The organism is Nocardia otitidiscaviarum (assembly GCF_007362295.1).
GTDB lineage: Bacteria > Actinomycetota > Actinomycetes > Mycobacteriales > Mycobacteriaceae > Nocardia > Nocardia otitidiscaviarum.
This window is the reverse complement of sequence record NZ_CP041695.1, coordinates 218795-245642: the sequence shown is the minus strand read 5'-3', so window position 1 is coordinate 245642 and position 26848 is coordinate 218795. Positions and strand designations below refer to the sequence as shown.

1 protein-coding gene (only partly in view) is annotated in these 26848 nt (G+C 70.4%); it reads right to left on the bottom strand.

Annotated features, from left to right (window positions below; genetic code table 11):
- Positions 1-33: 33 nt before the first annotated feature.
- Positions 34-26848, bottom strand: partial view of a non-ribosomal peptide synthase/polyketide synthase gene (locus tag FOH10_RS00850; protein ID WP_143979245.1) — the 3' portion only. The gene runs 17585 nt beyond the window's last position; the window shows 26815 of its 44400 coding nt (coding positions 17586-44400); its start codon lies off the right edge, out of view; the stop codon is at positions 34-36.

The window sequence follows — 26848 nt, the reverse complement described above, 5'->3', positions numbered from 1 at the left end:
GGTGCGATCGCGCACCGCACCGGCGGTCGCCGACTAGTCGGTCGCCACGATGCGGATCTCGTCATCCACGGCCGCGGTGTCCTCGCCCGGCACCGTGAACCAGTGCGTGACCTCTTCCTCGAGGTCGGCCTCGACACCGTCCTCGCCCGGGAGCACCGAGAGCGCGCCCGCGGTGGCCGCGGTGAGGAATTCGTCCACGGCGGCCGGGCCGGTGGCGGCGGTGGTGTAGAGGGTCGACTCGTAGTCGATCTCATGCACCTCGCGGAGGCGGTCGGCGCGGTCGAGGGCGTCGGTCTGGGTGAGGGTGGCCCAGATGCCGTCGGCTTCGCGGGTGACGAAGGCCGGGGTGTCCTCGGTGAGCGGGCGCACGCGGTCGGCGTAGGAGACCGGGTGGGTGGCCGCCGCGGCGATATCCGCCTGCACCTGCGGGTCGGTGGGGACCAGCCAGCGGATGTTCTTGGCGGCCGGTTCCTCGGCGATGCCGAATCCCGCTCCGGCGGCGATGATCTCGCCGAAGGAGAGGCCGTCGGCGAACAGCACCGCGGCACCGGCCTTGTGCACGGCCCAGGCCGCCACCACACTGTCCGCCGAGCGCGGCAGGGCGATGGCGACGATATCGCCGGGGCCCGCACCGCGGTCGATGAGCACCCGCGCCAGCTGCGAGGAGCGGCGGTCGAGCTCGTGGTAGGCGATCTCCTTGCCGGCGGCCAGCAGCGCCGGAGCCTGCGGATCCTCCTCCACCACGGCGGCCAGTGCCTTGGCCACCGTGCGGTCGCCGAGGCGGGTGGTCTCCGGCGCGGACTCCACCGCGGGAGCCGTGCTCTCGGCGAGGATGCGGGCGCGCTCGGTGTCGTCGAGGATGTCGATGTCACCGATCAGGCCGGTCGGATCGCCCAGCAGCGCGTCCAGCACGCGGTTCAGGCGCGCCGCCAGGGTCGCCACCTCGTCGGCGGTGAACCGGCTGGTCAGGTACCGCATGGCGATCTCGATGGTCTCCTCGGCCATCACCACCAGCGTCATCGGGTAGTGGGTGTTGTCGTTGACGCCCACACCGGTGACCGACATGCCGTCGATGGAGCTGGCCGCGGCGACCGCGTCCTTGTCCATCGGGTAGGACTCGAACACCACCAGGGTGTCGAACTGGCTGCCGATACCGGTGGCCCGCTGGATGTCGGTGAGCCCGATGTAGTGGTGGTCGAGCAGGTCGGCCTGCTCGCGCTGCACCTTCTCCAGCATGCCCTCGATGCTCAGGCGGTCGTCGATGCGGATGCGCACCGGCAGGGTGTTGATGAACAGACCCACCATGGTCTCCACCCCGGGCAGATCCGCCGGGCGGCCGGAGACGGTCGCGCCGAACACCACATCGCCGCGGCCGGTGAGCCGACCGACCAGGATGGCCCACGCGGTCTGCACCACCGTGTTCACCGTGACGCCCAGTTCGCCGGCGCGCTTGGTGAGCGCGCGGGTGCGTTCGGCGTCGATTTCGGTGGCGTGGCGGCCGATCTCGTAGGTTTCCTCGCCGCGCGGTTGCGGCGCGAGCTGGGTCGGCTCGGTGACGCCGGACAGCGCCCTGGTCCACGCCTGGAGCGAGGCATCCCGGTCGCGACCGGAGAGCCAGGCGAGGAAGTTCCGGTACGAGGTGATCCGCGGCAGCGCCGAGGTGTCGCCGCGCACCGCGTACAGCACCAGCAGGTCCTGCATGAGCAGGGGCATGGACCAGCCGTCCACCAGGATGTGGTGGGTGGTGATCACCAGGTGTGACCGTTCGGCACCGGTACGGAACAGGGTGAACCGCATGAGCGGCGGCGCGGTCAGGTCGAAGTGCGTGGCGCGGTCGTCCTCGATGAGTTCGCGCATGCGCGACACCCGCTCGTCCTCCGGCAGATCGGTGAGATCCACCTCCCGCCACGGCGCTTCGGCCCGGTCCAGCACCACCTGCACCGGCTTGCCGTCGGTATCGGTGACGAAGGCCGTGCGCAGGTTCGGGTACCGGTCCACCACACTCTGGGCGGCGGCGTGCAGCCGCGCCACATCCACCGTGCCGCCGAGGTCGAGCACGGCCTGCATGGTGTAGACGTCCAGGGTTTGCTGGCTCTGGGCGATCATGGCCTGGAAGAGCAGACCGCCCTGCAGCGGCGACAGCGGCCAGACATCTGCCAGCGCCGGGTAGTCGCGCTCCCACACCTCGATATCGGTCTGGCCGATCGAGACCAGGTTCATATCCGACGGCGTGAAGCCGCCGGCGTCGGCGCGCTGGGCGTGGGTGGCGAGCGCGGTCAGCGCCGCCACGAACAGGTCCGCGAACTCCTGTACCCGTTCCACGCTGAGCAGCCCCGTCGGGAAGGCGAAGGCCGCGCCCAGCTGCGGGCCGTCCTCGCCGTCGGTGACGATGGCATTGATGTCCAGGGTGGCGTTGGCGGGCATGTCGCGGTCCATGTCCGCGTCCAGCTGCCCGAGGTCGGCCACCGGCACCCAGCCCAGTTCGGCGAGCTGTTCGGGCACCTCACCGGTGGAGACGCGGCCCAGGTAGTTGAAGCTGATCTGGCCCACATCGCGCAACCGGTCCCGGGTCTCGGGGTTGAGGTGGCGCAGCAGACCGAAGCCGAGGCCCTTGTCGGGCACGGCGAGCAGCTGCTCCTTCACCGATTTGACGATGTCGCCCAAGGCTTTTCCACCCGCGAAGGCATCGTCGAGATCGGCCTCGCCCAGATCCAGGCGCACCGGGTAGGCGCTGGTGAACCAGCCGACGGTGCGCGAGAGGTCCGCGCCCGCGACCACGTCTTCCTCGCGACCGTGACCCTCCAATTTGATCAGCGTCGCGGAGCGACTCGCTGAGGGGTGGTGGTCGGGCGACGGGTGGGCAAGCGATGCCGAACCCGCACCGCGCCAACGCGATACGGCCATGGCCAGCGCCGACAGCAGACCGTCGTTGACACCGCCCCGGTACAGGCCCGGAATGGCGGTCAGCACCGCATCGGTGACCTCGGCCGGAATGGTGACCTCGACCCGCTCGACCGTGGCGAAGGTGTCCACGGCCGGATCGAAGGCACGCGAACCCAGCAGCGGATCCGGTGTCTCCGTGACGCCCTGCCAGAACTCGAGTTCCGCCACCCGCTCCGGCGCGGACGCCGCGTCCACCAGGGCGTGCGCCCACCGTCGCATGGAGGTGCCGTTCTCGGGCAGCGCGACCGGCTGTCCGAAGGCCAGCTGCGACCAGGCCGTGGCGAAGTCCGGGATCAGGATGCGCCAGGACACGCCGTCGACCACGAAGTGGTGGGCGGCGATGAGCAGCACGTCGCGGCGCCGGTGCCCATCGGCGGCGCCCTCCGTGGTTACGCGAGCTGCCGCCTCCGGGCGCGTCGCTCCCGCCGGCTCGAACGCGAACCACACGAACTGCACCATGGCCGCATTGGCCGGATCGAGGCGGCCCAGCGCACCGTCGAGTTCGGCGGACGCCACCCGCGACAGCTCCGCATCGGAGATGTCGGCGGGCACCATGACCTTCTGCACCAGTGCGTCGACGTCCACGGCACCGCGTTCCAGCGCCTCGAAAGCCCAACCGTCCGTGCCGTCTCCGCGCAGGCGCGCGCGCAGCACATCGTGGTGGTCGAAGACCGCCCCGAGGGTGCCCACCAGTGTCTCCCGGTCGATGCCGTCCGGCAGCCGCAGCGCCATGGACTGCGAGAACCGCTCGTAGCTCGAACCACTCGACAGAATGGCCGTCATGATCGGCGTCAGCGGAATGTCGCCGACCCCGCCGCCGGGCAGTTCCGCGAGCTGCTGCTGTTCGGCGTCCCCGCCGCGCACGGCCACCTCGGCCAGTCCGGCCACGCTGCGCTGCTCGAACACATCGCGCGGGCTGAACACGATGCCGCGCGCCTTGGCCCGCGACACCAGCTGGATGGACAGGATGGAGTCGCCGCCGAGCGCGAAGAACGAATCGTCCGCGCCCACCTGCTCCACGCCGAGCACCTCGGCGAAGACGGCGGCCAGCTCACCCTCCAGATCGCTGACAGGAGCCCGGAATTCGCGCGGAGCGAGCACCGGTTCGGGCAGCGCGCGCCGGTCGAGCTTGCCCGCGCCGGTCAACGGAATCTCGTCGATGACCGTGATCGCGGTCGGCACCATGTATTCCGGCAGTCGCGCGGCGGCATGTTCGGTGAGCGCGGCGATATCGACGGTGGCACCGGCCACCGGCTTCACATACGAGGCGAGGATGGTGGTTCCGGCCTCGGTCTTGTGGCCGAGGGTGACCGCGAAGTCCACGCTCTCGAAAGCCGTGAGCGCGGCGTCGATCTCGCCGAGTTCGATGCGGAAGCCGCGCACCTTCACCTGGAAGTCGTTGCGGCCCACGTACTCCACCACGGCGCGGTCGAGCGCGTCGTGCCGCCAGCGCACCACGTCACCGGTGCGGTAGAGCCGGTCGCCCGGCGCACCGTACGGATCGGCGACGAAACGTTCGGCGGTCAGTCCCGGTCGCGCGTGGTAGCCGCGCGCCAGCTGCACACCGGCCACGTAGAGCTCACCGGCCACGCCCTCGGGCACCGGGTGCAGGCGGGCGTCGAGCACCATGGCCCGCATACCGCGCACCGGTCCACCGATGACGACCGGATCACCGGCCGACAGCGGATCGGAGATATTGGTGGCGATGGTCGCCTCGGTGGGGCCGTAGGCGTTGTGGAAGCGCCGCGGCGCACCCGGATTCTCCGACCACTTGGCCACCAGATCAGCGGAGACGGCCTCACCACCGGCGATGATCACCTCCATGCCGGACAGCTGCGCGGGGTCCAGCGAGGCCAGCACCGACGGCGTGATGAGGCCGACCGACACCCGCTCGCGGGAGATCAGCTCGCCCAGCTCGTCCCCGCCGTAGGTGCCCGGGGGCACCACCACGAGCGCACCGGCCGCGCCGACCGCGAGCAGCAGTTCCAGCACCGACGCGTCGAACGACGGCGAGGCGAAGTGCAGTGCGCGCGAACCGGAATCGAGTCCGTAGCGCACCACCTGCTCCAGGCTGAAGTTGGCCAGACCCGCGTGGGTGACCACGACGCCCTTGGGCATGCCGGTGGTGCCGGAGGTGTAGATGACGTACGCGGCGTGCTCGGCCCGGATCGGAGCCCAGCGGTCGGCGTCGGTCACCGGATCGGCCGCGTAGCCCTCGGCTTGCGCCAGCACCGCGGCGTCGTCGAGGGACAGCCAGCCCGCCAGACTCTTGACCGGCGGCAGCTTTTCGGCCTCGGCCGTGACGGTCAGGCCCAGTACCGCACCGGAATCCGACACCATGTGCGCGATGCGGTCGGCCGGGTAGGCCGGGTCGATCGGCACGAAGGCCGCACCCGACTTGGCCACCGCCCACACCGCCAGCACCGACTCGATCGAGCGCGGAACGGCGACGGCCACCAGCACATCCGGTCCGGCGCCGCGCTCGATGAGCAGTCGCGCCAACCGCGAGGACGCCGCGTCGAGTTCGGCGTAGCTGAGGGTCCGGCCCTCGAACACCACGGCCGCGCCGTTCGGATTGCCCTGGGCGGCAGTGCTCATCAGCTCCGGCAGGGTGGCCGGGGCCACCGGTGCGCCGCCGGTGCGGGTAAGCAGATCGGTGCGCTCGGCTTCGGCGAGCAGGTCGAGATCGCCGACCGGCCGCTGCGGCCGCGCGGTGAGCTGTTCGAGCAGGCGGGTGAAGCGCTGCGCGAACACCTGCACCGTGTCCTCGTCGAACAGGTCACGCGCGAAAGCGAATTCGGCGTACATACCCGCGTCATCGGACGCTTCCCGGATGGTCAGCGACAGATCGAACTTGGCGGTGTCGTTGTCGAAATCGACGGCGGAGACCCGCAGCCCGGGCAGTTCGAAACTGGTGTCCGGCAGGTTCTCGAACGACAGCACCACCTGGAACAGCGGATGCCGCGAGGTGGAGCGCTCCGGGTTGATCAGCTCGACCAGCCGCTCGAACGGAATGTCGGCGTGCGCGAAGGCCGCCAGGTCGGCGTCCTTCGCGTGGGCGAGCAGTTCGGCGAAGCCCCGCTGCGCGTCCACCTCGGTGCGCAGCACCAGGGTGTTGACGAACATGCCGATCACATCGTCGAGTTCGGCCTCGCCGCGGCCCGCGATCGGCGTGCCGATGGCGATATCGGAGGTGCCCGACAGGCGCGACAGGAACACCGCCAGCGCGGTGTGCACGACCATGAACATGGTCGCGTTCTGCTCCCGCGCGATGCGCTGGAGTCCCTGGTGCAGCTCGGTGCCGATCGGGAAGAGCACCCGGCCGCCGCGGAAGGACTGGGTGGTCGGCCGCGGGCGGTCCGCGGGGAGGTTCAGCTCGTCCGGGAGGTCCGCGAGGGTGGTCTTCCAGAACGCGGCCTGCGCGGAGATGAGGCTCTGCGGGTCGTCCTCGGAGCCCAGCACCTGGCGCTGCCAGATGCTGAAGTCCGCGTACTGCACCGGCATCGGAGCCCAGCCGGGGGCCACCCCGGCGGTGCGGGCGGCGTAGGCGATCATCACGTCGCGGGTCAGCGGGCCCATGGACCAGCCGTCGGCGCTGATGTGATGGGCCACGAAGACGAGTACGTGCTCGACCGTGGAGGACTCGGCGGTCCGGCCGCCGCCCAGGGCGGCGGTGGCGTCCGGGCCTACCGCGCGCAGGGTGGCGGCTTCGACCGCGTCCAGGATGCCGAGGGCGGATGCCTCGTGTTCGCCTAGTTCTTCGGGGGTTTCGACGCGGAACAGCTTGGCGCGCAACGGGACTTCCGCTGTGACGTCGAAGCCGGTCGCGATGACGGCGGCGATGCGGTCGCGGATCTCGGTCGCGTCGACCGGGATCGGGGTCAGGTTCGGGACCGCCTGTGCGGCGGGGACGATGACCTGGGATGCGGTGCCGTCTGTCTGGGGGTAGATGGTGCGCAGGGTTTCATGGCGGGAGATCACATCCGCCACCGCCTGCTGTAGCGCCTCCACATCCAGGTCGCCGGTCAAACGGACCGCGACCGGGATGTTGTAGGCCGCCGACGCCGTATCGAACTGGTTCAGGAACCACATCCGCTGCTGCGCCAACGACAACGGAACCCGCTCCGGACGCGGCTGCGCCGTCAACGCCCGACGATCACCCGCACCGGCGTGCTGTTCCACCTTCGCCGCCAAACCCGCGACCGACGACGCCTCGAACAACACACGCACCGGAACACGCGCGTCCAGGGCCGCACCGATACGAGCGGCGACCTGCGTCGCCAACAACGAATTACCGCCCAGCGCGAAGAAATCATCGTCCGCACCGACCCGATCGGCACCCAGCACCTCGGCGAACACACCCGCCACGATCTCCTCGATCGGGGTCGCCGGCGCACGGAAAGCCGTGGACTCGAACTCCGGCTCCGGCAACGCCTTACGGTCGAGTTTGCCGTTGACATTCAACGGGAGTTCGTCCAAGACCACGAACGCCGACGGGACCATATAGGACGGCAACGCCGCCGACAACGCCTGCTTCAACCCGGCGGTATCCAGCAGCGCGGGCTCGGAGACGCCCGGACCAGCCATCGACAACGGGTCCGCGCCCGGGGTGCGCGGCTGCGCTTGCCCACCCTGCGCCCCTGGCGCAGACTGCCCAAGCGCGACAGCCGGGACCACGTAGGCCACCAAGCGATCGCCCGTGCGGGCATCCGACTTCGCCAGCACCGCCGTCTGAGCGACCTCCGGCAACGCCAGCAGGGCCGCCTCGATCTCACCGAGCTCGATACGGAAACCGCGGATCTTCACCTGGAAATCGGTACGACCCCGATACTCCAACTCACCCGATGCCGACCACGCCACCAAGTCACCCGTGCGATACATCCGCGAACCATCAACCGCGAACGGATTCGCGACGAAACGATCCGCCGTCAGGTCCGGACGAGCGAAATAACCACGCGCCAACTGGACACCCGCGAGATACAGCTCACCCGCGACACCGTCCGGCACCGGATGCAGACGCGAATCCAGAACATAGACCTGGCTGTTCCACTCCGGAACACCGATCGACACCGAACCCGAATCCGCATCGGTCACCAAATGCGTGGTGATCGACACCGCCGCCTCGGTCGGGCCATACAGGTTGAACAGCCGCGCCTGAGCATTCGCCACGCGGAAACGCTGCGCCACCGCGGCGGGCAGGGCCTCACCGATGGCCAGCACACGGCGCAACGACGCCGCCAAGGTGCCACCGGACTCGGTGATCAACGCGTCCAACATCGACGGCACCACATGCAAGGTGGTGACCCGCTCCCGAGCCATCAGCTCATTCAGATACGCCGGGTCACGGTGGCCGTCGGGCGCGGCGATCACCAAGCGGCCACCCGACACCGCCCCCGACCAGAACTCCCACACCGACAGGTCGAAGGTCGCAGCCGTCTTCAGCAGGACCGCGTCATCGGCGCCGAGGCCGAACTCCGCCGTCTTCCACTGCAACTGGTTCGCGATGGCCGCGTGCGGCAGCGCCACGCCCTTGGGGCGGCCGGTGGAACCCGAGGTGAAGATGACATAGGCCGTGTGGTGCGGGCGCAAGGGGGCGACCCGCTCGGCGGCAGTGACCGCCGCGCCGTCCAGTGACGACAGGTCCAGGTCGTCCAACGCGATCAGCGGCGCGGCGTCGGTCGCGAATTCCGCTGCCGCGTTGGTGATCACGCACACCGGCGCGGCGGTCTCCAGGATGTAACCGGTGCGGTCGGCGGGCTGGTCGGGGTCCACCGGCACGTACGCACCGCCCGCGACCGAGACCGCGTACATGGCCACCACCAGATCCACCGAACGCCGCAACGCCAGCGCCACCCGCGCCTCCGGACCGACGCCCAGCGAGATCAGGTGCCGGGCCAGGCGATTCACGCGTTGGCCGAGTTCGGCGTAGGTCAGCGCCTCGCCGTCGGGGCCGATGAGCGCCACCGCGGTCGGCTTGGCCGCCACGGTCGCCTCCAGCATCGACACCAGCGTCGCCGCCGAATCCGTCTGGTGCGCGGTGGCATTGCGCGCGGTCAGCAGTTCGGTGTGCTCGGCCGGGGCGAGCAGGTCGAGATCGCCCACGGGGGTGCGCGGCGCGGCGATGATCTCGCCGAGCAGCCGGGTGAAGCGGTCGACGAAGCCCTGCACCGTGTCGCGCTCGAACATATCGGTCGCGTAGGTGAAGAAGCCGGTAATGCCCTCGGGCGCACCGGTTTCGTCGTAGCGGTCGGTGGCGATGAGGTGCAGGTCGAACTGGGACAGCTCGGTGTCGATATCCAGTCCGGACACGGTCAGTCCGGGCAGTTCCAGGCTGGACTGGGCCAGGTTCTGGAAGGACAGGCCGACCTGGAACAACGGATGCCGGGCGGTGGAGCGCACCGGGTTGAGCACCTCGACCAGACGCTCGAACGGCACGTCGGCGTGTGCGAAGGCCTGGATATCGGTTTCGCGCTGGCGACGCAGCAGGTCCGTGAACGGCTCGTCGGCCGCCACCTGGGTGCGGAAGACGAGGGTGTTGACGAACATGCCGATCAGGTCGTCCAGGACGGCCTCGCCACGACCCGCCATCGGGGTGCCGATGGCGATGTCGTCGGTGCCGGACAGTCGGGCCAGCAGCACCGCGAGCGCGGTGTGCACGACCATGAACAGGGTCGCGCCCTCGGTGCGCGCCAATTCGACCAGCGCGCGGTGGGTGTCGGCGTCGACGTGGATCTCGACCCGGCCGCCCTGGAAGGACTGCACGGCGGGCCGCGGCCGGTCCGAGGGCAGGTCGAGCTGGTCCGGCAGCCCGGCGAGGGCCTGCTTCCAGTACGCGACCTGCTTGGTGGCCAGCGAGTTCGGATCGTCCTCGCTGCCGAGCAGTTCGCGCTGCCAGATGGAGTAGTCGGCGTACTGCACCGCCAGCGGAGCCCACGCGGGCTCGGAGCCCATGGCACGGGAGGCGTACGCCGTCATGAGATCCCGGGTCAGCGGGCCGACCGAGGAGCCGTCACCGGAGATGTGGTGCACGACCATGGCGAGGACGTATTCGCCATCCGCGATCTCGAACAGCGCCACCCGCAACGGCACCTGGGTGGTGACGTCGAAGATGGTGGAGGTCAGCTCCACCACGGCGGCCGCGACATCCTCGATATCGACGCTGCGCACCTCGAGCTGCGGCACCGCCTGGGCGGGCGGCAGGATGACCTGCACCGGCCCCTGCTCGGTCTGCGGGTAGACGGTGCGCAGGATCTCGTGGCGGGCGACGACATCCGCGACGGCGGTGCGCAGCGCGTCCACGTCGAGCGCGCCGGACAGCCGCACCGCCACGGGCACGTTGTAGGCGGCCGACGAGGTGTCGAACCGGTTGAGGAACCACATGCGCTGCTGCGCCAGCGACAGCGGGATGTGCTCCGGGCGCGGCCCGGCCGTGAGCGCCTTGCGGCCACCGGCCCCGGCGTCGAGTTCCACCCGCGCCGCCAGCGCGGCCACGGTGGACGCCTCGAACAGCAGTCGCACCGGCACCCGCGTGTTGAGCGCCTCGCCGAGACGGGCGGCCACCTGGGTGGCGAGCAGGGAGTTTCCGCCCCAGGCGAAGAAGTCGTCGTCCAGGCCGATGCGGGCGGTGCCCTCGACGCGCAGCACCTCGGTGAACACCGCGGCCACGATCTGCTCGATCGGAGTGACCGGGGCGCGGAAGACCGCCTTCTCGAAGGTGGGTTCCGGCAGCGCCTTGCGGTCGAGCTTGCCATTGGCGTTGCGCGGCAGCACATCCAGCTGCATGAACACCGACGGCACCATGTACGACGGCAGTTCGGCCGACAGCGCGGATTGCAGGGCGCGCTTGTCGATCTCGCCGCCGCTGCTCACCAGGTAGGCCACCAGGCGGTCGCCGACGCTCGGATCGTGGTGGGCGACAACGGCGGCGGACGCGACGGCGTCCTGGCGCAGCAGCGCGGCCTCGATATCGCCGAGTTCGATGCGGAAGCCGCGGATCTTCACCTGGAAGTCGGTGCGGCCCCGGTACTCCAGCTCGCCGTTGTCCGTCCAGGCGACCAGGTCGCCGGTGCGGTACATGCGGGAGCCGTTGTCCTCGAACGGATTCGCAACGAAGCGGTCGGCGGTGAGATCAGGTCGCGCGAAGTAGCCGCGCGCCAGCTGATCACCGGCGAGGTACAGCTCACCGGATACGCCCACCGGCACCGGCCGCAGTCGCGCGTCCAGCACGTACACCCGGCTGTTCCATTCCGGCGCACCGATGGACACCGACATCTCGTCGGCATCGGTGACCCGGTGGCTGGTGATGGACACCGCGGCCTCGGTGGGGCCGTACAGGTTGAACAGCTCGGTGCGCGGGCAGGCGCGGCGCATCCGCTGCGCGACCGAACCGGGCAGCGCCTCACCGATGGCGAGCACCCGCCACAGCGAATCCGGCAGCCCGACTCGCTGCGCGTCGCCGCTCGCGGTCTCCGGATGCGGCGTCCCGGAGCCCGCCGTGAGCAGGGCGTCGAGCATGGACGGCACCACGTGCAGCGTGGTGACCCACTCCCGGGCCATGAGCTCGTTCAGGTACGCCGGATCCTTGTGCCCGTCGGGCAGTGCGATGACGAGTCGGCCACCGCAGGCCGCGGCGGACCAGAACTCCCACACCGACAGGTCGAAGGTGGCGGCGGTCTTGAGCAGCACCGCGTCGGCCGGGTCGAGCCCGAATTCGGTGTTCTTCCAGAGCAGCTGGTTGACCACCGCACCGTGCGGCACCGCGACGCCCTTGGGACGGCCGGTCGAACCGGAGGTGAAGATGACGTAGGCGGTGTTGGCGGCGGTCAGCGCGCGCACCCGCTCGCCATCGGTGATCGGCGCGGTCGGGTAGGCGGACAGGTCGATCTCGTCGATGCGCACCACATCGGTCACGTCGGTGGTGAAACCCTCACGGCCCGTGGTGAGTACGGCGGCGGGGGCGGCCGTCTCCAGGATGTAGCCGACGCGTTCGGCGGGCTGGTCCGGGTCGACCGGCACGTAGGCGGCACCGCTCTTGGCGACCGCGTACATGGCGACGACCAGGTCCACCGAGCGCCGAATGGCCAGGGCCACCCGGTCTTCGGTGCCGATGCCGCGCTCGATGAGGTGGCGGGCCAGGGTGTTGACCCGCGCGTCGAGTTCGGCGTAGGTCAGCGTCACGGTGCCTTCGGCGGTGTCGGCCACGATGGCGTCCGACTTCGGATCGGCGGCAACGCTGGCATCGAGCAGCGACACCAGGGTGGCGTCGCGGTCCACCGGCTGCGCGGTGTCGTTCCACGCCCGCAGGATGCGCTCGCTCTCGGCCGCGTCCAGCAGGTCGATCTCCCCGACCGGCACCGCGGTGTCGGCGAGGACGGCATCGAGTACGCGCAGGAACCGGTCGGCGAAGCCGCGCACCGTGGATTCGTCGAACAGGTCGGTGGCGTAACCGAATTCGGTGAGGATCTCGGCCGGAGTGCCGTCCTCGGCGTACCGATCGTAGAGCGTCACGTGCAGATCGGTCTTGGCCAGCTGCGATTCGAACTGGACCGGGGCCACGTGCAGACCGGGCAGCTGGAAGCTGGTCTCGGCCAGGTTCTGGAAGGACAGGCCCACCTGGAACAGCGGGTTGCGGGCGGTGGAGCGCACCGGGTTCAGCACCTCGACGAGCCGTTCGAACGGCACGTCGGCATGGGCGAAGGCTTCCAGGTCGCGTTCGCGCACCTCGGCCAGCAACTCGGCGAAGGTCGCGCCGCCGTCCACCCTGGTGCGGAACACCAGGGTGTTGACGAACATGCCGATGAGATCGTCGAGTTCCCGCTCACCACGGCCCGCGATCGGGGTGCCGACCGCGATGTCGTCGGTGCCGGACAGGCGCGACAGCAGCACCGCCAGCGCGGCGTGCACGACCATGAACAGCGACGCGTTGTTGGCGCGGGCCAGTTCGTGCAGGCGGGCGTGCCGCTCCGGGTCGATGTCGAAGCGCAGCGCCTTGCCGTGGAAGGACTGGGCGGGCGGGCGCGGGCGGTCGGTGGGCAACTCCAGCTGGTCGGGCAGCTCGGCCAGGGCCTGCTTCCAGTAGGCGACCTGCTGTGCGGCAAGCGATTCGGCGTCGTCCTCGGAGCCGAGCACCTCGCGCTGCCACAGCGCGTAGTCGGCGTACTGCACCGGCAGCGGAGCCCAGCTCGGGGCGTCGCCCTCCACGCGCGCCATATAGGCGGCCATGACATCGCGTGCCAGCGGGCCCATGGAGGAGCCGTCGGCGGAGACGTGATGGACGGTGAAGGCCAGCACGTGTTCTTCGGCCGGGGCATCGGTGATGCGGAACAGCCGCACCGCGATGGGCACCTCGATGGTGACATCGAAGGTGGTCATGGCGAATTCGACGATCTTGCCTAGTAGGCCCTCCTCACGCACGCCCTCGGGGACGAGCATGAGATCGGTCTGCGAGGCCGGCAGGATCTCCTGGCGCGGTCCGGCCGCACCGCCGGGGTAGATGGTGCGCAGCACCTCGTGGCGGGCGATGACGTCCCCGATGGCCTCCTCCAGCGCGGTGAGGTCCAGGGTGCCGGTGAGCCGCACCGCCAGCGGGATGTTGTCCACCGCCGAGGTGCTGGTGTCGAACTGATTGAGGAACCAGTAGCGCTGCTGTGCCGGGGACAGCGGAATCGACTGCGGCCGTTCCCCCGCCAGCAGGCGCGGGCGGGCACGTCCGGATCCGGCATTGCGTTCCACGCGAGCGGCCAGCGCCGCCACGGTGGACGCCTCGAACAGGTCGCGCACCGCGAGCCGGGTGTCCAGGGCCGCACCGATGCGGGCGGTGACCTGGGTGGCGATCAGCGAATTGCCGCCGAGTTCGAAGAAGTCGTCGTCCACGCCGACCCGGCCGAGGCCGAGCACGTCGGAGAAGGTGTTGGCGACGATCTCCTCGATCGGGGTGGACGGGGCCCGGAACACCTTGGCCTCGAACACCGGCGCGGGCAGCGCCTTGCGGTCCAGCTTGCCGGAGGCATTGAGCGGGAAGGTGTCCAGCACCACGTAGGCCGACGGCACCATGTAGCCGGGCAGCTCGTCGCCCAGGGCCGCGCGCACCGAATCACTGTCGACGACCTGGCCCGCGGCCGGGATGACATAGCCGACCAGCTGATCGCCGAGGCGGTCGTCGTGGCGCACCACAACCACCGCCTGCGCGATGGCGTCCAGCGCGGTGAGCGCGGATTCGATCTCGCCCAGTTCGATGCGCAGACCGCGCAGCTTCACCTGGAAGTCGGTGCGGCCCAGGTACTCCAACTCACCGGCACCGGTCCACTTCACCAGGTCGCCGGTGCGGTACATGCGCTCACCGGTGCCGAACGGATCGGCCACGAAGCGGTCGGCGGTCAGATCCGGGCGGTCGACGTAGCCGCGCGCCAACTGCACGCCCGCGAGGTAGAGCTCACCCGCGACCCCCGGGGCGACCGGGTGCAGCCGCGAATCCAGCACGTACACCCGGGTGTTGAAGACCGGCGCACCGATCGGCACGGAGGCGATGTCGGCGTCGGTCACCTCGTGGAAGGTGACATCGACCGCGGCCTCGGTGGGGCCGTACAGGTTGTGCAGCTTCGCGCCGGTCAGCTCGCGCAGCTTCTGCGCGGTCGGCGCGGGCAGCGCCTCACCGGAGGCGAAAACGTTGCGCAGGCTGGTGCATTCGGCCGCACGATCCTCGGCCACGAAGACCGACAGCATGGACGGCACGAAGTGCGCCGTGGTGACGCCGTGCGCGGTGACGAGTTCGGCCAGGTACGCGGGGTCGCGGTGGCCGTCCGGCTTGGCGACGACCAGGGTCGCGCCGATCTGCAAGGGCCAGAAGAATTCCCACACCGACACGTCGAAGGTGGCCGGGGTCTTCTGGAGCACCACGTCGTCCGGGGTGAGGCCGTAGGCGGCCTGCATCCAGACGAGGCGGTTGACGATGGCCTCGTGGCTCACCGCGACGCCCTTGGGGCGGCCGGTGGAACCGGAGGTGAAGATCACGTACGCGGTATTCGACGGGGCCAGCGGCGCACGGCGTTCCGCGTCGGTCAGCGGCGCGTCGCTGTAGGCCGACAGATCCAGGCGGTCGATCTCGAGCGCCTCGTAGGCACCGGCGTCGAAGCCGTCCCGCGAGGTGGTCAGCACCGTCACCGGTCGCGCGGTGTCGAGCACGTAGTGGGTGCGCTCGGCCGGGTGATCCGGATCCAGCGGCACGTACGCGCCACCGGCCACGGTCACGGCGTACATGCCGACGACCAGCTCCGCCGAACGCCGCATGCCCAGGGCCACCAGGGAATCCGGGCCCACGCCCTGGGCGATGAGGTGGCGGGCCAGGCGGTTCACCCGGGCGGTGAACTCGCCATAGGAAACACGTGTCCCCTCGAATACCAGGGCGGTGGCATCGGGGCTGGTCAGGGCCTGCGCCTCGAACATCGACACCAGGGTCGCGGTGCGGTCGACCGCTGCGCCGGTGGCGTTCCAGTCGTGCAGCACCAGGGCGCGTTCGGACTCGTCGAGCAGGTCGATATCGCCGACGAAGGAGGTCGGCTCGGCCACCACCGCGCTCAGCATCCGCACCAGCCGCTCGGCGAAGCCCGCGACCGTGTCGGCCTCGAACATATCGGTGGCGTAGGCGAATTCGGCGTACATGCCCTCGACCGCACCATCGTCGCCGAGGCGTTCGGTGAGGTTGAGGTGCAGGTCGAACTTGGAGGTGACCACATCCAGCGGAACGCCCGCGACCTCCAGGCCCGGCAGGGTGAAGCTGGCCTCGCCGGTGTTCTGGAACGACAGCATGACCTGGAACAGCGGGTGGCGGGCCTGCGAGCGCGGCGGATTCAGAATTTCCACCAGCCGCTCGAACGGCAGGTCCGCATGGCCGAAGGCGGCCAGGTCGGCGTCCTTGGTACGGGCGAGCAACTCGGTGAACTTCTCGCCGGTGTCCACGCCGGTGCGCAGCACCAGGGTGTTGACGAACATGCCGATGGCGTCGTCCAGCACCGCTTCGCCACGGCCCGCGACGGCGGTGCCGATGGCCACGTCGTCGGAGCCGGACAGGCGCGACAGCAGGGCCGCGAAGGCCGCGTGCACGACCATGAAGAGGCTGGCGCCGTGTTCGCGGGCCAGGCGGTTCAGGCCGTCGAGCAGGGCGGTGTCGATGGTGAACTCGTGCACGCCACCCTGGTTGGAGGCCACGGCGGGGCGCGGGCGGTCCGAGGGCAGGTCCAGCTGGTCCGGCAGCCCGGCCAGCGCATCGGACCAGTACGACACCTGCTGCGAGATCAGCGAGTCCGCGTCGTCCTCGGAACCGAGCACATCGCGCTGCCACAGCGCGAAATCGGCGTACTGCACCGGCAGCGGAGCCCAGCCGGGGGCGTCGCCGTTGGCGCGCGCCGCGTAGGCGACCATGACATCGCGTGCCAGCGGGCGCACCGACCAGCCGTCACCGGAGATGTGGTGCACCACGAAAACCAGTACGTGCGTGGGCTGTTCGGCGTCGCTGACGCGGAACAGCTTGGCGCGCACCGGGACTTCGGCGGTGACATCGAAACCGGTGAGCACCAGTTCGCTGATGGCGGCGGTGATGTCGGCTTCGCCCACCGCGACCGGCCCCAGGTCCGGAATGCGGTAGCCGGCGGGCAGGACGACCTGTACGCCGCGACCGCGATCGTCGGTCGGGTAGTAGGTGCGCAGCACCTCGTGCCGGTCCACCACATCCCCGACGGCATGCAGCAGCGCGTCCACATCGAGATCGCCGGACAGCCGCACGGCCATCGGAATGTTGTTGACCGCCGACTGGGCGTCGAAGCGGTTCAGGAACCACATGCGCTGCTGCGCCAGCGACAGCGGAATCTCCTCGGGCCGCTCCCCCGCCACCAGGGCGCGGCGTCCGCCGCTGCCGGTCTCGGTCTCCAGGCGCACCGCCAGGGCCGCCACGGTGGGGGCCTCGAACAGCAGGCGCACCGGCACCCGGGTGTCCAGGGCCGCGCCGAGGCGGGCGACGACCTGGGTGGCGATGAGCGAGTTGCCGCCGAGTTCGAAGAAGTCGTCGTCGATGCCGATGGCCTGATCGGTGCCCAGCACCTCGGCGAAGACGCCGGCGACGGTCTCCTCGATCGGAGTGGCGGGGGCGCGGAACTCGCGCGCCTCGAACTCCGGCTCGGGCAGGGCCTTGCGGTCGAGCTTGCCGTTGGCATTGAGCGGCATGGCGTCGAGCGCCACCAGGGCGGCCGGAACCATGTAGGACGGCAGGTGCGCCGACAGGTGCGCGCGCAGGGCGTCGGCGTCGATCGCGCCGGCGCTCGGTACCACGTAGCCCACGAGGCGGTCGCCGGTGCGGGCGTCGGAGCGCATGACGACCACGGCCTGCGCCACCGACTCGTGCGCGGTGAGCGCGGATTCGATCTCGCCGAGCTCGATGCGCAGACCGCGCAGCTTCACCTGGAAGTCGGTGCGGCCCAGGTAGACCAGCTGACCGGCGCTGTCCGGCGCACCGTTCGCGGTCGTCCACTTCACCAGGTCGCCGGTGCGGTACATCCGCTCGCCGGGGTGGAAGGGGTCGGCCACGAAGCGATCCGCGGTCAGGTCGGCCCGGCCGACATAGCCGCGCGCCACCTGCGCGCCCGCCAGGTACAGCTCGCCGGCGACACCCGGGGCGACCGGGTGCAGCCGCGAATCCAGCACGTACGCACGGGCATTCCACACCGGTGCGCCGATCGGCACCGCACCCTGCACGTCGTCGTCGGCCGCCGCGTAGGTGGCGTGGACGGTGAACTCGGTGGGGCCGTACAGGTTGTGCAGCTCGGCGGCACTGATCCGGCGGTACGCCTGCACCGCATCGGCGGTGAACGCCTCACCGGCCACCAGCAGGGTGCGCAGTGAGGTGAGCGCCGCCGGGTCCGCGCTGCCCGCGAAGACGGTCAGCATGGACGGCACGAACGAGGTCATGGTGACCCGCTCGGCCGCGATGATGTCGGCGAGGTACTGCGGATCGCGGTGCCCGTCGGGTGCGGCGACCACCATGCGGCCGCCGGTGGCCAAGGGGCCGAACAACTCCCACACCGACACGTCGAAGGTGGCGGGGGTCTTGAACAGCACTACGTCGTCGGCGTCGAGCCCGTATTCGGTGGTGATCCAGCGGATCTGGTTCACCACCGCCGCATGCGGCACCGCGACGCCCTTGGGGCGGCCGGTGGAACCGGAGGTGAAGATCACGTACGCGGTATTGGCGGGCCGCAGCGGCCGTGCCCGTTCGGCGTCCGTCACCGGAGTGGCGGCGTGGCCGGTGAGGTCGAGGGTGTCGATCTCCACCACGTCGTGGGCGGTCCGGTAGGCGTCCCGGGCGGTGGTCAGCACCAGCGCGGGGCGCGCCACCTCGAGCACGTAGTCCAGGCGCTCGGCGGGCTGGTCGAGATCCAGCGGCACGTACGCGCCACCGGCCTCCAGTACGGCGTACATGGCGATCACGAGGTCGGCGGAGCGGCGAATGGCCAGGGCCACCAGCGATTCCGGACCGACGCCCTGGGCGATCAGATGCCGGGCGAGGCGGTGGACCCGTTCGCCGAACTCACCGTAGGTGAGGGTGCTTCGGTTCGCGGACGGTCCTGCTCCGACTGCGGACAGACCTGTCCCCTCGAAGGTGAGCGCGGGCGCGTTCGCGCTGGTCGCGGCCTGTGCCTGGAACAGCGACACCAGTGTCTCGGCGGCCCCGTCCGGCACCCCGTCGACGATGTCGACGGCGGTGTCGTTCCAGGTGTCGAGCACCAGCCGCCGCTCGTCGTCGGCGAGCAGGTCGATATCGCCGATCGGCCGCTTCGGTTCGGCGGCAACGGCTTTCAGCAGCGCCTCGAACCGCTGGCCGAATTCGACCATGGTGTCGGCGTCGAACAGATCGGTGGCGTAGATGAGTTCGGCTGCGATGCCCGACGGCCCGGCGGCGGCACCGGACGGCGCGGCGCCGTTGCCCGACACCTGTGCGGCCGCGTTCATCTCCTCCAGCACCAGTTGGAGGTCGAACTTGGCGGTGTCGATGGGCATTTCGACGCCGCTGGCGGTGAGGCCGGGCAGCTCCAGTTCGGCCGGTCCGGTGTTCTGGAACGACAGCATGACCTGGAACAGCGGGTGCCGGGCCTGCGAGCGCGCCGGGTTGAGGATCTCCACCAGGCGCTCGAACGGCAGGTCGGCATGGCCGAAGGCCGCGATATCGGTGGCACGCACCGACGCCAGCAGTTCGGTGAAGGAGCTGCCGCCGTCGATCGGGGTCCGCAGCACCAGGGTGTTGACGAACATGCCGATCAGATCGTCCAGGGCGCGTTCGCCACGGCCGGCCACCGGGGTGCCGATGGCGATATCCGCCTCGCCGGACAGTCGCGACAGCAGCGCCGCCAGCGCCGCGTGCGCGACCATGAACAGCGTCGCGCCGTTGGCACGGGCCAGCTCCACCAGACCGGCATGGGTGTCGGCGTCGATCCGGAAGGTGTGCGTCGCGCCGCGCCCGCTGGCCACGGCGGGGCGCGGCCGGTCGGCGGGCAGGTCCAGCTGTTCGGGCAGACCACGCAGGGTGTCGCCCCAGTACGAGATCTGCTGGGAGATCACCGATTCGGGATCGTCCTCGCGGCCGAGCACCTCGCGCTGCCACAGCGCGAAGTCGGCGTACTGGACCTCGAGCGGCTGCCAGGCCGGCTCACCGCCCTCGACGCGCGCGCTGTAGGCGGTCATGACGTCCCGGGTGAGCGGCAGCATGGACGCGCCGTCTCCGGAGATGTGGTGCACCACCAGGGCGAGCACATGTTCGGTCGGGGTGATCTCGAACAGGCGGGCCCGGAACGGCACCTCGGCGGTGACGTCGAAGCCGCGCAGCACCAGATCCGAGAGCGCCTGCGGCAGTTCGGCTTCGGTGACGTCCACCGGTGTCAGGTCGGGGATGACCTGGGCGGTGGGCACGATCTCCTGATGCGCGGTGCCGTCGATCTCGGGGTAGCGGGTGCGCAGGGATTCGTGGCGCGCCAGCACATCCGCGACCGCGATCTGCAGGGCCTGCCGGTCCAGCAGACCCGACAGCCGCACGGCGGCCGGAATATTGTCCACGGCCGATTCGGGATCGAACCGGTTGAGGAACCACATGCGCTGCTGGGCCAGCGACAGCGGCACCAGCTCGGGCCGCGGTTGCGGGGTCAGCGCCTGGCGCGCGCCGCTGCCGGTCCGGCTCTCGGCGCGATCGGCCAGGGTGTGCACGACCGATGCCTCGAAGATCTCGCGCACGCCGATCTGGGTGTCCAGGGCGGCGGACAGCCGGGCCGCCACCTGGGTGGCGGACAGCGAGTTGCCGCCCAGGGCGAAGAAGTCGTCGTCCAGGCCGACCCGCTCGCCGAGCACCTCGGCGAAGACACCGGCGACGATCTGCTCCACCGGGGTGGTCGGGGCGCGGAAGACCGCGGCCTCGAACACCGGCGCGGGCAGCGCCTTGCGGTCCAGCTTGCCGGAGGCATTGAGCGGGAACTCGTCGAGCACCATGAGCACCGACGGCACCATGTAGGACGGCAGCTGATCGCCCAGTTCGGCGCGCACCGCGTCGGCGTCCACGGTCCGGCCCGGGGCGGCGATCACATAGCCGACCAGCTGATCGCCGGTGTGCTGGTCGTGGCGCACCACGACCACCGCCTGCGCCACCGAATCCAGCGCGGTGAGCGCGGTTTCGATCTCGCCCAGTTCGATGCGCAGACCGCGCAGCTTCACCTGGAAGTCGGTACGGCCGATGTACTCGAGTTCGCCGTCGGCGGTCCACACCACGAGGTCGCCGGTGCGGTACATACGAGCGCCGTCACCGAACGGATTGGCCACGAACCGATCCGAGGTCAGATCCGGCCGCGCCACATACGCGGTGGCCAGCTGATCACCCGCCAGATACAACTCACCCGCGACACCCACCGGAACCGGCCGCAACCGCGAATCCAGCACATACACCTGGGTGTTGAACACCGGGCGGCCGATGGCGACCGTCTCGGTGTCGGCGGCGGTGACCTGGTGGTAGGTGACGTCGACCGCGGCCTCGGTGGGACCGTACAGGTTGTGCAGCTCCGCGCCGGTCAGCTCGCGCAGGCGGTGCGCGGGCTTGGGCGAGAGCGCCTCACCGGAGGCGAACACCATCCGCAGGCTGGTGGCCTGCGCGGCCGCCGCCTCGGCGACGAACACCGCGAGCATGGACGGCACGAAGTGGGTGACCGTGACGCCTGCACCGGCGATGAGCTCGGCGAGGTAGGCCGGATCGCGGTGGCCGTCGGGCTTGGCGACCACCAGGTGCGCGCCGACCTGGAGCGGCCAGAAGAACTCCCACACCGACACGTCGAAGGTGGCCGGAGTCTTCTGCAGCACAACGTCTTTGCCGGTGAGGTTGTACGCGTCCTGCATCCACACCAGGCGGTTGACGATCGCGCCGTGCGAGACGGCGACACCCTTGGGGCGACCGGTGGAACCGGAGGTGAAGATCACGTACGCGGTGTCGGCCGGACGCAGCGGCACCAGCCGGTCGGCGTCGCGCAGCGGCGCGGCCGAGTAGCTGCTCAGGTCGAGCAGGTCGATCCGCACCTGCGCGGTGTCGATATCGAGATCCGCGCCGGAGGTCAGCACGGTGACCGGGTCGGCGGTGTCGAGAATGTACTCGATGCGCTCGGCCGGGTGGTCGGGGTCCAGCGGCACGTACGCGCCACCGGCGGCGACCACGGCGTACATGCCGACCACCAGGTCGATGGAGCGGCGCATGCCCAGGGCCACACAGGTTTCCGCGCCGACGCCGCGCTCGACGAGCCAGCGGGCCAGACGGTGCACGCGCTCAGCGAACTCGGCGTAGGTCAGCGGGTCGGTGTCCTCGAAGGAGACGGCGACGGCGTCCGGGGTGCGGGCGGCCTGTGCCTCGAAGAGCGCGATCAGGGTCGCGGCGGCGTCACCGTCGGCGGTGCGCACGATATCGCCGTTGATGGCGGCCACATCGGCCCCACCCGGATTCGACACCAGGATGGACAGGTCGAAGTCCAGGTCGACGGTGGTGTCGTTCCACTGCTCCACCACCAGCGAGCGTTCGGCGGCGTCGAGCAGTTCGATATCGCCCACGGCCGCACCGGGTTCGGCGGTGATGGCGTGCAGCACCCGCACCAGGCGGTCGGCGATGCGGCGAACGGTGTTCTCGTCGAACAGATCCCGCAGATAGCCCGCGCGAATCCGCAGGCGGCTGTCGAGCTGCGCGATGAGCGTCAGCGGGTAGTGGGTGGCGTCGGCGGCGTCCAGGCCGGTGACGGCCATACCGTCGATATCGGCGGCCTGCGCGCGCAGTCCGTCGGCGTCGACCGGGTAGGACTCGAACACCACGAGGGTGTCGAACAGTCCGCCGACCCCCGCCGCCGACTGGATGTCGGCCAGGCCGATGTAGTGGTGATCCAGCAGATCCGCCTGCTCGCCCTGAGTGCGGGTGAGCAGCGCGCGCACCGTCTCGGCCGGATCGAAGGCGATGCGCACCGGAACGGTGTTGATGAACAGGCCGACCATGGATTCCACCCCGGCCAGCTGCGCCGGGCGGCCCGACACCGTGGTACCGAACAGCACGTCGTCGCGGCCGGTGAGGCGGCCGAGCAGCATGCCCCACGCGGTCTGCAGCACGGTGTTCGGCGTGACGCCGAGCTGTGCGGCCAGGTTGGTCAGCCGTGCGGTGGCGGCCTCGTCCAGGTCGAAGAAGTACTCGCCGGACAGGGCCGTAATCTCACGGCCGGCGTCGGGCCGGGTGAGCAGGGTGGGCTCGGAGACGCCGCGCAGCGCCCTCTGCCAGGCCGCGAGCGAGGCGGAGCGGTCCTGCCGCGCAACCCATTCCAGGAAGTTGCGGTAGGAGCGGACCGGCGGCAGCGCACTGCTGTCGGCGCGGGTCGCGTACAGCACCAGCAGGTCCTGCATGAGCAGCGGCATGGACCAGCCGTCGAGCAGGATGTGGTGGTTCGCCACGGCCAGCTGCCAGCTGTCGGCCCCGGTGCGCACCAGCGTGAAGCGAATCAGCGGCGGCTGCGTCAGGTCGAAGCGCCGCAACCGATCGGCGGCGATGATCTCACCGGCCGCGGCCGACCGCGCATCGGCGTCGGCATGGGTCGCGCTGAGGTCGTGGTCGGTCCACGCCACCCGCACGCTGTCGAGCACCAGCTGCACCGGGTTGCCCGCCGCGTCGTTCAGGTAGGCGGTGCGCAGGATCTCGTGCCGGTCGATCAGCGCCTGGGCGGCGGCGCGCAGGCGGTCGGCGTCCACGCGGCCGGTGAGGGTCAGCACCGCCTGCGCGGTGTAGACGTCCACCGAGGTGGCGGCCAGCTGCGCGTGGAAGAGCAGACCGGCCTGCAGGGCCGACAGCGGCCACACCTGATCGAGGCCGGGGAAGCGGCGCTCCCAGCCGTCGATATCGCGCTGGGTGACCCGCACCAGACCGAAGTCGGACGGCGTGTGCCCGCCCGCGTCGGCCGAATCGGCATGCCGGGCAACGGCTTCCAGTGCGGAGGTCCACAGCTGACCGAAAGCGGCGACCTCGTCGGCGTCGAGCAGGGTGCTCGGGTAGCCGATATTGGCGGTGAGCTTGTCGCCCACCACGATGGCGTTGATGTCGATCGGCGCCATGGCGGGCATGTCGGCGTCGTACGCGCCACCGAGATCGCCCAGTTCCGGGGCCGGAATCCAGCCGAAGCCGCGCAGCGATTCGGGCACATCGCCCTCGTTGACCCGGCCCAGGTAGTTGAAGCTGACCTGGCCCGGCAGTTCGGCGGGCAGCTGTCCGGCCGTCGCCGGGTTCAGATAGCGCAGCAGGCCGTAGCCGAGGCCCTTGTCGGGCACCGCGAGCAGCTGCTCCTTGACGGCCTTGATGGCGCGGCCCATGGCCGGGCCACCGGCGAGGGCGGCATCGACATCGATCTCGGACAGGTCGAAGCGCACCGGGAAGATGGCGGTGAACCAGCCCGCGGTGCGGGACAGGTCGGCACCCGGCACGACCTCTTCCTCACGGCCGTGGCCTTCCAGACGAATCAGGGCAGACTTCTCCCCCGCACTCTCCCCCGCGGTACCGGCGGGCGTGATGCCCCGGTCCGCGCGCCACTTGGCGACGGCCAGCGCCAGCGCGGTCAGCAGACCGTCGTTGACACCGCCGTGGAACAGCGCGGGCACCGTGGTGAGCAGCGACCGGGTGACCTCGCCGGACACCTCGACGTGGTGCTTGCGCACGACCTCGGTGACGTCCACGGCCGGATCCATGGGCCGGGCGGTGAGCAGCGGATCGGGGCCGTCGACCACGCCGCGCCAGTACTCCAGCTCGGCGATCCGCTCCTCGCTGCGGGCCTCCCGCTCCAGCGCGTGCGCCCAGGTGCGCATGCTGGTGGCGGGTGCGGCGAGTTCCGGCGTCTGGCCGGAGGACAGCTGTCCCCAGGCGGTGACGAAGTCGGGCACCAGGATGCGCCAGGTGACGCCGTCGACCACCAGGTGGTGGGCGGCGACGATCAGGCGACCGGCACGGGTCGGCTCACCCTCGGACGCCGGGGACGGTTCCAGCCATACGAACCGGATCACCACGCCCGCGGCCGGATCGAGCCGGTCCAGGGTGGCGTCCAGGGCGGCCGACGCGGTGTCGAACAGCGCGGCGTCATCGAGCGCGGCGTCGAACACGGTGTGGTCGATGAGCGCGTCCACATCCACGGTGCCCGGCGCGGCGGTCCGGACCGTCCATTCTCCGGACTCGTTGCGGTACAGGCGCGCCCGCAACATGTCGTGGCGGTCGATGACGGCCGCGACGGTGGCCGCGATACCGGCGCGGTCGATGCCGACCGGCAGTTCCAGGGCCATGGTCTGGTTGAAGCGGCCGAATGAGCCGCGCCGCTCCGCCATGAACCGCACGACCGGCGTGAGCGGCAGCTCGCCCACTCCGCCGCCGGGCAGCTCTTCCAGCTTCGGCGCGGTATCACCCAGCGCCGCGGCGGTTTCGGCCACCGCGGCCAGTCCGGCCACGGTGCGCTGTTCGAACACGTCGCGCGGACTGAACACCACGCCGCGCGCCTTGGCCCGCGACACCAGCTGAATGGAGACGATGGAGTCACCGCCCAGGGCGAAGAACGAGTCGTCGATACCGACCCGATCCAGACCCAGCACCTCGGCGAAGACCTCGGAGATGGTGTGTTCCACCGGATTACGCGGCGCACGGAAGGCGGCCTCGGTGGTGAACACCGGCTCCGGCAGCGCCTTGCGGTCCAGCTTGCCGACCGGGGTCAGCGGCACCCGGTCCATGGTCATGATCGACGACGGCACCATGTAGGCGGGCAGGCGCTGTTCCACGTGCGCGGTAAGGGTCGGCACGTCGATGACATGCCCCTGCGCCGCGACCACGTACGACACCAGCGACACCGCACCGGCGGCATTGCGGTGGCCGATGGTGACGGCGAAGTCCACGGTGTCGTGCGATGCCAGCGCGGCGTCGATCTCACCGAGTTCGATGCGGAAGCCGCGCACCTTCACCTGGAAGTCGGAGCGGCCCACATACTCGACCTCACCGCGATTCCAGCGCACCACGTCACCGGTGCGGTACATCCGCGCCCCCGGCACATACGGATTCGCGACGAAGCGATCCGCGGTCAGGCCCGGCCGCGCGTGGTAGCCGCGCGCCAGCTGAATGCCCGACAGGTACAGCTCACCCGCGACCCCCTCGGGCACCGGCCGCAACCGGTCGTCGAGGATCAGCGACTGCATACCCCGGATGGGGCCGCCGATGGTGACGGTCTCCCCCGGCGTCATGGGGCCGCTGATATTGGTCATGATGGTGGTCTCGGTGGGACCGTAGCCATTGTGGAAGGCACGAATACTGCCGTCCGCCAACGGAATCGCCCACTTGGCCACCAGTTCCGGCGGTACCGCCTCACCACCGGCGCACAGCATGCGCAGGCTGTCGAGCCCGGTGGGATCGAAGGTGGCGATGGCCGCCGGGGTGATGAAGGCGTGCGTCGCACCCTCGGCGCGGATCAGCTCGGAGAGCTCCTCACCGCCGTAGACACCCGGCGGCACCACCACGAGGGTGCCCGCCGGACCGACCGCGAGCAGGAACTCCAGCATGGACGCGTCGAAGGACGGCGACGCGAAATGCAGTGCCCGCGAATCGGTGTCGAGGTGGTAGCGCTCGATCTGCTCGGCACTGAAGTTGGCCATACCGGCGTGGGTGACCACGACGCCCTTGGGCAGACCGGTGGAGCCGGAGGTGTAGATGACATACGCCGGATGCTCCGGCCGCAGCGGGCGCACCCGCTCGGCCGCGGTGACCGGCGCGCTGTCGTAGCCGTCCAGCTCGAGTTCGTCGAGCACCAGCCACTGCGCCGATTCCGGCAGTCCGTCGCGCACCGAAGCCACGGTCAGACCGACCGGGGAACCCGAGTCGGTGACCATGTGGGCGATGCGGTCGGCCGGGTAGGTCGGGTCCACCGGCACGAAGGCGGCACCGGTCTTGGACACCGCCCATTCGGCCAGATAGGAGTCGGCCGAACGCGGCACGGCCACGGCGACCAGATCCTCGGTGCCGATGCCGCGCTCGATGAGCAGGCGCGCCAGGCGATTCGAGCGCGCGTCGAGTTCGGCGTAGGTGAGCTCGACGCGGTCCGCACCGGCGCGGCCGGGGTAGACGACCGCGATGCCCTGCGGATTGCGCGCGACGGCGTCGGCCATGAGCTCCGGCAGGGTGCGCGCGGGCTCGGCGGGCGCACCGGTGCGGGCGATCAGGTCGGCGCGTTCGGTGGCGTCGAGGATGTCGATGCCGCCCACGGTGATCTCGGGATCACCGGCGATGGCGGTCAGCACCCGCTCCCAGCGCTGCGCGAAGGCGGCGGCGGTGCCGGCGTCGAACAGGTCGATG